This is a genomic window from Limnoglobus roseus (genome assembly GCF_008254045.1).
In the GTDB taxonomy this organism is placed as follows: domain Bacteria; phylum Planctomycetota; class Planctomycetia; order Gemmatales; family Gemmataceae; genus Limnoglobus; species Limnoglobus roseus.
Window position 1 is genome coordinate 543,846 of sequence record NZ_CP042425.1, and the last position, 12,526, is coordinate 556,371.

Genomic DNA, 12,526 nt, shown 5'->3' on the forward strand with positions numbered 1-12,526 from the left:
GGGCACCTGGAAAGGGTCAAGTGGAATGGGCCGGGTCGCCGGGCAACCAGCCGGCGTCGAGTTGAAGGTTCGAGTCGTAGACACAGTATTCGAATTCGTGTTCGACGACCGTCTCACCGATTTCGCGCAGGTCGGCGATCAGACGATCGAGTTGAGCGGCGGCCGTCACCCGGCCGACCCCGTAGGCCCGCTGGGTGACGAACCGTTCTTCGACAGTCCCGCCGTCGTGGAAGGCGTTGCGCGAGAGGTGGGCGGCGTGCCCCTCGCAGATCGCAAGTAGGCCCTCCTGCGCCGCCATCGAGTCTCGCCGCAGTTTGACGTGGTGCTCGAAGTAATTCTCGGGCGGGTGGTCCGAGATATCCGCATCGGTAATCGGCACGTCGGCGGTGTGCGGGTCGGCCTCGACTTTCACGCGGGTGATCGCAAACCCGGCCCCGTTGGCGTCGGCCGCCAGACGGTTCGCCTCGGCCACCACCGCGGAGAGGGTTGTGTTGGGCCGCCGCCACGTCGCCATCGGTTGATCGGCCGTCTGCCCGCGGGCGAGAATGATCCGCACGCACTTCAACCCGTGTCCCCGGCACCAACCGACGAACCGCCCGGCATCCGCCGGGTTATCGGCCCGGATGGTGAGGTGAATTTCGAAGTGCCCGCGATACTCTCGCACGGTGCGACCGCCCCAGGGTTGAGTTCAAAGGTGGGTGAATCATACGCGAGGGGTCGTCGGCCTACCAGGGCCGTAGCCGGCGTAGAAGTGGGACAACCGGGGCAAGGCCGACTTCCTGAAAAATCGCGTCGGCCCGCGAAAACGGGTCAACTCGGCAAATCCGGCAGGACGATGAAACCTGCGTCGAGGGGTTGTGGCGAAAGCCGCGGCCGCCGACACGGATACGGTGGTTCGCCGCACGGACGCGGGCCGCCGGATCACGTTGGCCTCGGCCGGGTTCCCCGGTCGCGGCCGACCGCACCCGAAACCGTTCGCCGGGCCGAGGCCGACCCCACCCACGGCCCGGCTCGGCGATGGTTCCGGGCGGGTTCTCTTTCAAACGCTTCCACGGATGGGAACGATCATGCACCGATTCATTGCACCGGCCCTCCTGTTGGGCGTCCTGGCGACCGGCCTCGGCTGCCAACACGTCGGGGGCATGAGCGACGTCTACCACCACCCCGATAACGCCATCGTCAACACCGGCAACGGCAACCCGTACCACATGAGCAACGTGCCGATCACCGGCACCCCGGTGCCGGAGAAGATGCCCGCGCCGCTGCCGGTTCCGGCGGCACCTGAAGCGACCCCGGCGAAGCCGTTGAAGCAGGCCGAAACGGAGTAAGTCCCTGGTTACGAGTGCCGCGGTCGCTTCGACGACCGCGGCCCGATTTTCGGCTTGGCCGTCGCGGTCGGCGTGCTCTGCGGGGCGGCCGACGTCGCCGTCTGCAAGCGATCCGCCGCCGCCTTCGCCAAGTCCAGGAACCGCTGCTGGCTCCGCAACTCCGCCTCGCCGGCCTTCGGCTTCACCCGCTCGTAAGTGCCGTCCGGCAGCAGCAACCGCGACTTCTGGTTGTCGGCCAGTGTCGTCTTCAACAACTCGTCAATTACCCGGGCCTTCAGGTCCGGCTGTTCGATCGGGAAGGCCACCTCCACGCGCCGCGTCAGGTTGCGGTCCATCCAATCGGCACTGCCGACGTACACCTCCGGGCTGCCGTCGTTCTCGAAGTAGAAGATGCGGCTGTGCTCCAGGAAGCGGTCGACGACCGACGTGATGCGGATGTTCTCGCTCACGCCCGGCACCCCCGGCCGCAACGAGCACACGCCGCGGCACGCGATGTCGATTTTCACGCCGGCCTGGCTGGCCGCGTACAGCGCCTTGACCACGGCCGGCTCGATCAGGCCGTTGATCTTCACGCGGATGCGGCCCTTCTTGCCGGCCTTCGCGTTGGCCGCCTCCTGCTCGATCTTTTCCAGCATGAACGCCATCATTCGCGACGGCGCGACGATGAGCTTCTTCCACTGCGGCAACGAGGCGTACCCGGTCAGGTGGTTGAACAAGAGCGCCACGTCGGCGGCGAAGTCCGGGTTGCAGGTGAAGAAGCCGAGGTCGGTGTACGTGCGGGCGGTGATCGGGTTGTAGTTGCCGGTGCCGAGGTGGACGTACCGCCGCAGTTGGTTGTCCTCGTCCCGCCGCACGACGAGCGCGACCTTGCAGTGGGTCTTCAGCCCGACGAACCCGAAGACGACGTGCACGCCGGCCTTCTCCAGTTCCCGCGCCCAGAGGATGTTCCGCTCCTCGTCGAGCCGGGCCTTTAGCTCGATCACGGCCGTCACCTGCTTCCCCTTGTCGGCCGCCATTTGGAGCGCCCGGACCACCGGCGAGTCGGAACTCGTCCGGTAGAGCGTCTGCTTGATGGCTTGCACGCGGTCGTCGGCGGCGGCCGCCTCGATGAAATCGACGACGTGCTTGAACGACTCGTAGGGGTGGTGGACGAGAATGTCCCGCGCGCGGATGGCCGCCCACGGCGACGGGGCCTGCACGAACTCCCGGACCAGCGTCGGCGCGACGGGCGGGTCGCGGAGGTCGGCGAACCCCGGCAGGGCGTAAATCTGGAACAGGCCGGTCAGGTCTAGCACGCTCGGCACCCGCGTCACGTCTTCCGGGTTCAGGTCGAGGGCGGCCGTCAGGAATTGCTCGAGGTCGGCCGTCATCGCCGCTTCGATCTCCAGCCGCGAGGCGTGGCCGCGGCGGCGCTTCCGCACCGAGTCCTCGATGGCCTGCATCAAGTCGTCGACTTCGTCGTCGATTTCGAACTCGCTGTCCCGCGTGACGCGGAAGGCGTAGGCGTCGGACAACTCCATGCCGGGGAACAGTTCCGTCAGGTGCAGGCGGATCACGTCTTCCAGCGGGAACAGCGCGATCGAGTAGTCCGGCAACCGCACGTCGTGGCTTGACGACGAGTCCGCGGGCTTGTCGTCCTTCGGATTCGCCGCTGGCGTGTCCGGCGTAACTTTCGTGGTTTGCAACATCACGAACCGGGGCAGCATCCCCGGCACCTGTACGACGGCGTACAGCGGTTCCGGGTCGTCCGGCCGCCGCAGAACCACGGCGAGGTTGAGCGATTTGTTCAGCAGGTGCGGGAACGGGTGGCCGGGGTCGATGGCCAACGGCGTCAGCACGGGGAAGACCTGATCGCGGAACACGTCCTTCAGTTGCTTCAGTTCGCCGTCGGTCAGGTCTTTCAACGGGCGGATGACGATGCCTTTCTCCCGCAGGGCCGGCAGCAAATCCTTCTGAAGACTCGCGTACTGCTGTTCGACCAGCCCCTTCACCGTCTCGGCGATGCGCTCCAGTTGGACGTGCGGGGCGAGCTTGTCGCCGCCGGACCCGCGAGAGATGTTCGCCAACACCTTCTGTTGAAGGCCGCCGACGCGGACCATGAAGAACTCGTCGAGGTTGCTGCTGAAGATGGCGTGGAACTTCAGTCGTTCGAGCAGCGGCACCGTCGGGTCTTGGGCCTCTTCGAGGACGCGGCGGTTGAACTCGAGCCAGCTCAGTTCGCGGTTGATGTACAGCGACGGGTCGTCGAGGTTCACGGCAGACATCGCCCAAATCTCCGGGGAAGGAACTGCCAATATATGGCCCGGTCGGAGGAAACAGGATCGGCCGGTGCGATCTTCACCGGCGTTTTACGCCGCTCACTCCCCCAAACCGAACGGAGCGGGTTTGCCGGCCCCCGCCCGTCGGGTATCCTGGCACGGCCGACCTTCGCGTGCGGAGTAACCTCGTGCGGGCCTTCCTCTCTCTCGTCGCGTGCGGACTTCTGCTCGCCTGTCCCCTCGTGGGCACGGCCGGGATGCCGGCCCCGTTGCCGGTGAACCCCGAACGAATCACGCAACTCGGCGACGCGCCGCTGGCCCGCCTCCAAACCATCTCGTTCTTCCTGCTCGTCTTCTTCCTCTCGGCCGTTGCGCTGCGGGCGATCTGGAACTACGTCCGCCGCGACTTCCCGGCCCTGCCCCGCCTGTCCTTCGGGCGAGCCGTGGCAGTCGTCTTCCTGTGGGGGATTCTCTTCGTCATTGTGCTGACCATGATTTCCGGTGCCCGCGAACTGATGACGCCCGGGGCGTGGCGACGACAAGGAGCGACCTACAAACTCGCCGACGCCCCGCCCTCGGCGGCTCAACCAGAATCGGAGATGGCGGCCCGGCGACTTCACCTGGAACGGTTGCGGACCGCCCTCTGGCAGTTCGCCGCGACGCACAACGGCCGGTTCCCGGGGACGGACGAACTCACGGCCCTCCCCGCCGAGTTGTGGGACGTGCCGACCGCGGGCGGGTTACGCTTCCTCTACGTCCCCGGTCGGTCGGCGGGACACGTCCCCGACGTTCTCGTTTACGAACCGGAACTCGACCCGGACCACCGGCTCGTGCTGCGGACGAACGGCGACATCGTGGAACTGTCATCGGCCGAGATTCGCAAGTGCGTCCCGGAGAAAAAGCCGTGAGAGCAGCGTTGACGGTCGGCATTCTCGTGGCGGCCCTCGTTCTTTTCGGCATCGCGACAACGGTCGAAGGGGCGTTCACGGTCGTGTTCGGCTGGATTCCGTTCCTCGTCCGCGTGTTGCCGGAGGCGAAGCCGGATGGCCCGACCGTGACGCTCGGCGGAATCGCGTTGCTCTTATTCACGGCCGGGGTTCACGCCCTCGGCCGATCGTTCCGCCCCGGTTGGCGGGTCCGATGGACGGCGGCGGTCGTGGTCGGCGTCGTGCTGCTGTTCACCGCGGGGATTTCCGTCATCGGCATTACGCACCAACTCGCGTGGCTTGCGATCTCCGAACAGCCACTTCGCAGTGAGAGGCTAGCTCGTGGGGGAAACGCGGAGTACCGAGCAAACACCATCAGCACCGGTCTCATCAACTACCACGACATTAATCGCGTGTTCCCGCCCGGTGGCACCTTTTCTAGCACCGGCGAGATGCGACACAGTTGGGAGACGCACATCCTCCCACACCTGTCCTATTGGGACCGAGACATCGACTGGAACAGCCCCTGGAACGGCCCCGAGAACCAGAAGATTTTCCGGTGCGTCCTCCCCGACTTCATCAACTCCGGCTTCCGCACCCCGGCCTTGGAGGACGGCAACGGGTTCGGGCTGAGCCATTACGCCGCGAACAAGTCGATGGCCCTCGCCGACATCACCAAAGGAACCTCGGAAACCATCCTCGCCGGCGAGGTGAACGCCGGGTTCCGGCCGTGGGGGCACCCGATCAACGGCCGTGACCCGGCTGCCGGCCTGAACGCCGGCCCGAAGACCTTCGGCGGCCCGCCCAACGCCGGCGGCACGAACTTCATCATGGCCGACGGCTCCGTCCACTTCCTCGGCAACGGTGTAGACCCCGCCGTTCTCCGCGCGCTGGCCCTTCCGACCGCGGATCGGTAAGGTTGTCGCCACATCGTCCGCTTTTCAGTTGAGGAACGATCACACCGTCCGCATAATAAGCCCGACGCCGGTGCGACCGCGCCGGAAACCATAGATTCTCCAACCGCCCGTTGTTGCTCGGACCCGCCGCGTGCGGGATTGACACCCATACGACCGTGACGGCCGCCGACCGCGGCCGACCGAAGAGGAAAGGTTTCCCCGGACATTGCCGAGCGCAGCGGGCCACCGAAAGGACTGGCCCGCATGCCAGAGATCATTATTGCCGCCCTCGTCGCCCTCCTGTTGGGCGCGGGGCTGACGTTTTTCGTGACGAAGGGCCTGAACAAGAACCCCGGCGGGGCCACACTCCTCTCCGCCGAGGCACAGGCGCAAGAAATCCTCGACCGCGCGACCCGCGAATCCGAACGGATCGTGAAGGACGGGGAGTTGCGCGCCAAGGAAGACACGTTCCGCCGCCGCGAGGAACTGACCCGCGACATCGAACGCCTCCGCAACGAACTCCGCGAGAACGAACGCCGCGTGGAGAAGCGGGAAGACTTCCTCTCCGACAAGCAGAAGGATTTGAACAAGAAGGATCAGCAACTCGAACAGCTTCAGAAGAAGATCGCCGAGAAGGCGACCGTCCTCGACAAGAAGGGCAAGGAACTCGACGCCCTGCTCGAAGAGGAGATGAAGAAACTCCAGCACATCACCGGCCTCAGCCGCGAGAACGCCGAGAAGCTGTTGTTCGACCGCCTCGAACGCCAACTGACCGGCGAGGTCGCGCTGCGGTTGCAGCAGCACGAGAAGCACATCAAGCAGACGGCCGAGGGGAAGGCTCGTGAAATCATCATCACGGCCATCCAGCGGAGTGCCGCCGACCACACGGCCGACACGACCGTCAGCACCGTGGACATCCCCAGCGACGACGTGAAGGGCCGCATCATCGGGCGAGAAGGGCGAAACATCCGCACCTTCGAGAAGGCGACCGGCGTGGACGTAATCGTGGACGACACGCCCGGCGTGGTCATCGTCTCGGCATTCGACAACGTCCGCCGCGAGACGGCCCGACTCGCCCTGACGAAGTTGATCGCCGACGGCCGCATCCACCCGACGCGCATCGAAGAAGTGGTGGCCGAGACGCAGAAGGAGATGGAAACGCACATCCTCGAACTCGGCCGGCAGGCGGTGCTGGACGTGGACCTGACGATGCCGTCGGAGAAGATTCTGTACCTTCTCGGCCGCCTGCGGTTCCGCACGAGTTACAGCCAGAACGTGTTGAACCACAGCATTGAGGTCGCGCACCTGTGCGGCCTGATCGCGAGCGAAGTCGGCCTCGACCCGCGGCTGGCCCGCCGCTGCGGCCTCTTGCACGACATCGGCAAGGCGGCCGACCACGAGATGGAGGGCGGCCACCCGAAGGTCGGCGCAGAACTCGCGAAGCGGTACGGCGAGCAGAACGCCGACGTGTTACACGCGATCATCGGCCACCACGACGACGTGACGATCAGCCACCCGTACACGATGCTCGTCGCCGCCGCCGACGCGATCAGCGCCAGCCGCCCCGGTGCGAGGCGCGAGACGCTGGAGAAGTACGTCAAGCGTCTTGAGAACCTCGAAGCCGTCGCCTGCGGCTTCCCGGAAGTGGAAGCCGCGTTCGCGATTCAAGCCGGCCGCGAATTGCGAGTGATCGCGAGTTCGCAGCGCACCAGCGACGCCGACGCCCTCCGCGTCTGCCGCGAGATCGCGCGGGCGATCGAGCAGCAGTTGGACTACCCCGGCGAGATCAAGGTGACGGTGATTCGCGAGACGCGGTCGGTGGACGTGGCGAAGTAACCGCTGGAACGACCTGGCGGGCGCGGTAAAATGCGGCCGCCCCGCCGGAGCCGTCGCATGAACGCCCCGCCCGATTCGGACCGCACCGTCACCGCCACGCCGGAGCAGGAACTGACGACCGCCCGGCGGTCGGCGGGGGCTCTCTTCCCCGCCGGGTACGAGAAGCTCGACCTCGTCGGGCAGGGCGGCATGGGTGCCGTCTGGCGCGCCCGGGATCTTCACCTCGACCGCGAAGTCGCGATCAAGCTACTCCACGACGGCATCGACGCCGAGTCCGACGCGGGCCGGAAGTTCGTCGAGGAAGCCCGCATCTCGGCCCAACTCCAGCACCCCGGTATCCCGGCCGTGTACGCCGTTGGCACGATGGCCAACGGCCGCCCGTTCCTGGCGATGAAGCTCATCAAGGGCCGCACCCTCGCGGACCTGCTCACCGACGGGACGACCGGCCCGCGGCTCGGCGTCTTCGAGGCGATCGCCCAGGCCGTCGGCTACGCCCACGGCCGCCGGGTGATCCACCGCGACCTGAAGCCGGCGAACGTCATGGTCGGGGCGTTCGGCGAGGTGCAGGTCATGGACTGGGGCCTTGCGAAAGTCCTGTCAGAAGCGAGCGGGGGGCCTCAGCCACCGGATTCTGCCGCCCCTGCCGAAGCGAACATCCGCTCGCAACGCCCCGGTGACACCGAGACGCGGTACGGCGAGTTCATGGGGACGCCCGCCTACATGCCGCCGGAGCAGGCCATTGGCGCGACCGACAAGATCGACGAGCGGTCAGACGTGTTCGGCCTCGGCGGCATCCTCTGCGTGCTGCTGACGGGTAAGCCGCCGTTCTCCGGCGGCGACGCCGAGACGACGCGGCAGATGGCCGCCCAGGGCCAGCTCCAGACCGCCGCCGAGCGGCTGGACACGTGCGGTGCCGAGCCGGAGGTGATCGCGCTGGCGAAGCGGTGCCTGGCGGCGGACCCGGCCGACCGGCCGCCGAACGGCTCCGCAGTGGCGGCGGCGGTCGCGACACTGCGGGCCGCCGCCGACGAGCGGGCGCGGCAGGCCGAGATCGCGAAGGCGGCCGAGGCGGTCCGGGCCGCGGAGCAGCGGGCGCGGCAACGGTTGCGAACGCGGTTGGCCGCCGGCATCGCGGCGGCGTTGGCCGCCGGCCTAGGCCTGGCCGCGTGGCAGGCGAAGAAGGCGACCGACGCCGAAGCCGCCACAGCCGAACAGCTCCTCCGGACCCAGGCCGCGGAGCGGGCCACGGCCGAGCAGCTCGCGAAGACCAACGCGGCGACGGCGGCCCTCACGGTCCAACTCGGGGAGACGAAGAAGGCGAACACCGAAACGAAGCAAGCCCTCGCCGAGTTGGAGCAGGCGATCGGCGTGGTGTTCGACGTGTTCGACGGGTTCGACATCCGCGCCGTGAAGGCCGGCCCCGCCCCCGTGGAAGCGGTGCTGGCCCGGCGGCTGATCGCGGCCGGGCGGCAACTCACCGCCGCCACGTTCCGCGACCCGGTGGCCCTGGCGAACTTGCAGAACCGGCTCGGCGTGACCCTCGACAACCTGGGCTTCCCCGCGGACGCGATCCCCCTCCACCGCGCCGCCCTGGCGAGCCGCTCCGAACACCTGGGGCCGGACCACACCGCCACGCTCGCCAGCCTGAACAACCTCGCCGAAGCGTACCGCGGCGCGGGCCGCCTGGACCTGGCGACGCCGCTGCTGGAGCGGGCGCTAGCGGCGATGACGGCGAAACTCGGTCCCGATCACCCCCACACGCTGCTGAGCATGACCGGCCTCGCCGCGGCCTACCGCGCCACGGGCCGGGTGGACAAGGCCCTCCCGCTCTACGAACGGGCGCTGGCGCTGATGACGGCAAAGCTCGGCCCCGACGACCCCCGCACCTTGTTGGGCATGAACAACCTCGCGGCAGGCTACTATTCGGCCGGTCAGTTGGACCGGGCGCTGCCGCTGCTGGAGAAGGCCCTTGCCTTGCGGAAGGCCAAGCTCGGCCCGGACCACCCCGATACGCTCGCGAGCCTGAACAACCTTGCCGAGGCTTACCGCGGGGCGAGCCAACTGGCCCTGGCGACGCCGCTGCTGGAAGAAGCTCGGGCGCTGATGACGGCCAAACTCGGTCCCGGCCACCCTGACACCCTCACCGGCACGAGCAACCTCGCGCTGGCCTACCGCGACGCCGGCCGGTCGGACCGGGCGGTCCCGCTGTTGGATCACGTCCTGACCGTACGGAAGGCCACGCTCGGCCCGGACCACCCCGACACGATCGGAAGCACGGGCAACCTCGCCGCCTGCCTGATCGAAGCCGGTCGCGGCCCGGAAGCCGTTCCTCATTACACCGACTACTTGGCCGCGTACCGGAAGTTGGCGAAGCCCAACGACCCCGGATTTGCCTCCCGGCTGGCATCGGTCGGCGGGGACCTCCTCGCCGCCGACCAGTACGCCGCCGCAGAACCGCCGCTGCGCGAGTGCGTCGCCATCCGCGAGAAAATCGCGCCCGACCTCTGGAACACGTTCAACGCCAAGTCGATGCTCGGCGGCGCGCTGCTCGGCCAACGGAAGTACGCCGCGGCCGAGCCGTTGCTGACCGTCGGCTACGACGGGATGCGGCAGCGGGAGGCCACGATCCCGGCCGACGGCCGCAACAACCTCTTCGAGGCCGGAACCCGCCTGATCGACCTGTATGCCGCCACGAACCGCCCCGAGAAGGTCGCCGCCGTCCGGGCCGAACTGCCGAAGGAGATCGCCCCCAGGCCGCGGGCGAAAGAGTGACCCGTCACGGAATCCGCCAAGGGTATCCCTCCTACCGCCAATTGCCCGTGACACGCCCCGCCCTTCCCCGGTATGATTCCGCCACCCCGGAACGGAGTCCGCGTGATGGCCACCCCGAAGCGGCACAAGCCGACGATCGATTACCTCGTTTACCTCGCCGTGCGCGTCCTCGTCGGCATCGTGCAGGCGCTGCCGATTCGGTGGGCGCTGGCGTTCGCAGACGTGTTCGCCGCGCTGATCTACCGCGTCGATAAGCGGCACCGGAAGGTCGCGGCCGAGAACCTGCGGTTCGCGTTCCCGGAGAAGTCGGAGGCCGAGGTCGATCGCCTCGTCCGCGGGTGCTATCGGCAGTTCTGCACGCTGCTGTTCGAAATCATCCTGCTGCCGCGGAAGTTGCGGATGACGAACTGGCGGACCTCGACCGACATGGTCAACAGCCACGCCGTGGTGAGCGGCCTGATGCGCGACCGGCCGATGCTCATTGTGACCGCCCACCTCGGCAACTGGGAGCTGGCCGGGTACTACCTCGGGGCGCTCGGCTTCCGCACCTACGCCATCGCCCGCGTGCTGGACAACCCGTACCTCGAAGACTTCCTCAAGCGGTTCCGCCAGGGGACCGGGCAGACGGTCATCGCGAAGAAAGACGACTTCGACCGGCTCGAAGCCGTGCTGAGGGCCGGCGGCAAGGTCGCGACGCTGGCGGACCAGGACGCGGGGCCGCGGGGGGTGTTCGTCGATTTCTTCGGCCGACCGGCGAGCGCCCACAAGGCGGTCGCGCTCATGGCGATGGAGTTCCAGACCACGATGGTCGTCGTCGGCGTCGTCCGGCGGACCACCCTCAACCGCGGGCAGATCGGGCCGTATGACATCATCTGCGAAGACGCCATCGACCCGGCCGAGTACGCCGGTCGGCCGGACGCCGTGAAGGCGATCACGCAGCGGTATCACGACGCGATTGCCCGATTGATCCGCCGGTCGCCGGAGCAGTATTTCTGGCTGCACCGTCGCTGGAAGTCGCAACCGGCGGTGAAGAAGTCCGCGATGAAGCAGGCCGCGTGATGCAAACATTCCTGATCGTCATGCTCGGCGGCGGGTTGGGGGCGAACGCCCGCTTCTGGCTCGGCGTCTGGTTCAAGGACCGCGGCTGGACTGAGTTCTTCCCGTGGCACACGTTCCTGATTAACGTCCTCGGGTCGTTCGTCCTCGGCGTCGTCGCGATGGCCTACGAACACCGCCCGGCGTGGTACCACTTCCTCGGCGTCGGCATCTGCGGCGGCTTCACGACGTTCAGCACGTTCAGCCTGGAAACGCTGGTGATGATGGAGAAGGACCGCTGGCTCGCGGCGACGGGGTACGCGGTCGGGTCGGTGTTGGCGGGAATCTTCGGGGCCTGGTTTGGGATGAAGTTGGCCCGCGGCGCATGAAAAAAGGCGAGCCGCGATACGCGACCCGCCCCACAAATCTCCGTTGCGATTACACCACAACAGACGTCTTCTTCTCGCGGAGCAGTTCCTCGACCGGTTCGAGTTTCCAGCCGATGCCGAGGACGTTCTGCATCCGAATCTCGTGCTTTTCCGCCCCGGCCGTGCGAACGATCAGGTCGCCGGAACCGAAGCCCAGGATGTAGTGGCGGAACAGGTCGTCCCGTTGCTTCTCGAAGGTCACGCCAGTCGCGTCGTAGGTCCGGACCGACGCGCCGATGTGTTCGCACACCTTGATCTGCCCCGGCGTGAACAGGATGTACGCCCGGCGGTCGATGACGAACGTCGCCATCGCCCACATGATGAACACGATGGTCGAAATCGTCAGGTAGCCGGCCATGTTGATGTAGACCTTCAGGCCGCGCATCCGCTCGTACAGGTCGTCCCACCCGTTGAAGACCGTGATGAGCAGCGAGACGACGATAACCGCCATGATCGCCAGGAACGACCATAGCCCGCGGAGGGGGACGTTCGTGATGCTAATCGTCATCACCAGGATGATGACGTACAGGCTGCCCATCCACGCCCGCTGCGAAACGTGCGTGGGGAACGCCCGCTCGCTCTCGACGGCCTCCCGCTTGGACGTGGCGATGGCGTCGTCCAGTGGCGTCGGAAGGCGAGTGGCCTTCGTGTGCAGCATGTAGTTCCCGTCGGCCGGGTTGCCCAGCGGCGTGATCCGGGTGTCATCCGGCACGACCGCGAACCGGTTGTTCTCGATCGCCGTTAACCCGGCCATCAGGAACCCGAAGACCCACACCGGCCACCAGTAGAACAGCGGCGAGTGGCTGATGAGCTTGATCTCACGCGGCCCCGAGGGCGTCACGGGAATCACGGGAACTGCCGGCTCCACGGCGACGGGGACCGGCTCGGACGGCGGGATCGGCGTAGACATGGGAACGAACACCTGGGTGGGTGATGGGAATCACTCTCTAGTCATTCGACGGCACGGGCGTCGGCTTTCACCGAAACTCGATTCAACGTAACGCGAATCCGAGGGATCGGCCAGTTCCATCTGCACGCTTCGTGCCA

10 protein-coding genes are annotated in these 12,526 nt (G+C 67.1%); 7 read left to right on the top strand and 3 right to left on the bottom strand.

All coding sequences use genetic code 11. The features are described 5' to 3' along the window. Positions 1-16: 16 nt before the first annotated feature. Entirely contained in the window at positions 17-664 is a 648-nt protein-coding gene (locus PX52LOC_RS02210) for a hypothetical protein (RefSeq protein WP_149108548.1), read from the bottom strand. Positions 665-1,067: 403 nt separating this feature from the next. On the opposite strand from PX52LOC_RS02210, the gene PX52LOC_RS02215 reads away from it, so the two are divergent. Next, positions 1,068-1,328 carry a hypothetical protein gene (locus tag PX52LOC_RS02215; RefSeq protein ID WP_149108549.1) on the top strand — a complete coding sequence of 87 codons (261 nt, stop codon included), beginning with the start codon at positions 1,068-1,070 and terminating at the stop codon, positions 1,326-1,328. Positions 1,329-1,336: 8 nt separating this feature from the next. Here the strand turns inward: PX52LOC_RS02215 and ppk1 are convergent, their stop codons facing one another. After that, entirely contained in the window at positions 1,337-3,592 is a 2,256-nt protein-coding gene (gene ppk1, locus PX52LOC_RS02220) for a polyphosphate kinase 1 (protein ID WP_149108550.1), read from the bottom strand. 182 nt (positions 3,593-3,774) lie between these two features. On the opposite strand from ppk1, the gene PX52LOC_RS02225 reads away from it, so the two are divergent. The 6 genes from PX52LOC_RS02225 to crcB all read left to right on the top strand — a co-directional run bounded on the left by PX52LOC_RS02225 (position 3,775) and on the right by crcB (position 11,440). Further along, entirely contained in the window at positions 3,775-4,494 is a 720-nt protein-coding gene (locus tag PX52LOC_RS02225; RefSeq protein ID WP_218575265.1) for a hypothetical protein, read from the top strand. Continuing rightward, positions 4,491-5,429 (top strand): H-X9-DG-CTERM domain-containing protein, encoded by a 939-nt coding sequence (locus PX52LOC_RS02230; protein ID WP_149108551.1) that lies wholly within the window; start codon positions 4,491-4,493, stop codon positions 5,427-5,429. The genes PX52LOC_RS02225 and PX52LOC_RS02230 overlap by 4 nt, the downstream gene beginning before the upstream one ends. Before the next feature lie 243 nt (positions 5,430-5,672). Then, on the top strand, positions 5,673-7,244 hold the full coding sequence (gene rny, locus PX52LOC_RS02235; RefSeq protein ID WP_149108552.1) for a ribonuclease Y: 1,572 nt from the start codon (positions 5,673-5,675) through the stop codon (positions 7,242-7,244). A 57-nt stretch (positions 7,245-7,301) separates the two neighbouring features. Beyond that, positions 7,302-10,016, top strand: coding sequence for a serine/threonine-protein kinase (locus tag PX52LOC_RS02240; protein WP_168218764.1), 2,715 nt, complete (start codon positions 7,302-7,304; stop codon positions 10,014-10,016). Between the two features lie 105 nt (positions 10,017-10,121). Beyond that, entirely contained in the window at positions 10,122-11,075 is a 954-nt protein-coding gene (locus PX52LOC_RS02245) for a lysophospholipid acyltransferase family protein (RefSeq protein ID WP_149108554.1), read from the top strand. Further along, positions 11,075-11,440, top strand: a complete 366-nt coding sequence (crcB, locus tag PX52LOC_RS02250) for a fluoride efflux transporter CrcB (RefSeq protein ID WP_149115397.1) — start codon at positions 11,075-11,077, stop codon at positions 11,438-11,440. Before PX52LOC_RS02245 ends, crcB begins: the two co-directional genes overlap by 1 nt. A gap of 49 nt (positions 11,441-11,489) precedes the next feature. Here the strand turns inward: crcB and PX52LOC_RS02255 are convergent, their stop codons facing one another. Next, a complete protein-coding gene (locus tag PX52LOC_RS02255; protein WP_149108555.1) occupies positions 11,490-12,389 on the bottom strand; it encodes a hypothetical protein in 900 nt (299 codons plus the stop codon). Between the last annotated feature and the right edge of the window lie 137 nt (positions 12,390-12,526).

What these genes read in the sequence shown, in the direction of transcription:
- PX52LOC_RS02215 (WP_149108549.1), top strand. Translation starts at nt 1,068, where the DNA reads ATGCACCGATTCATTGCACCGGCCCTCCTGTTGGGCGTCCTGGCGACC.
- ppk1 (WP_149108550.1), bottom strand. Translation starts at nt 3,592, where the DNA reads ATGTCTGCCGTGAACCTCGACGACCCGTCGCTGTACATCAACCGCGAA.
- crcB (WP_149115397.1), top strand. Translation starts at nt 11,075, where the DNA reads ATGCAAACATTCCTGATCGTCATGCTCGGCGGCGGGTTGGGGGCGAAC.
- PX52LOC_RS02240 (WP_168218764.1), top strand. Translation starts at nt 7,302, where the DNA reads ATGAACGCCCCGCCCGATTCGGACCGCACCGTCACCGCCACGCCGGAG.
- rny (WP_149108552.1), top strand. Translation starts at nt 5,673, where the DNA reads ATGCCAGAGATCATTATTGCCGCCCTCGTCGCCCTCCTGTTGGGCGCG.
- PX52LOC_RS02255 (WP_149108555.1), bottom strand. Translation starts at nt 12,389, where the DNA reads ATGTCTACGCCGATCCCGCCGTCCGAGCCGGTCCCCGTCGCCGTGGAG.
- PX52LOC_RS02245 (WP_149108554.1), top strand. Translation starts at nt 10,122, where the DNA reads ATGGCCACCCCGAAGCGGCACAAGCCGACGATCGATTACCTCGTTTAC.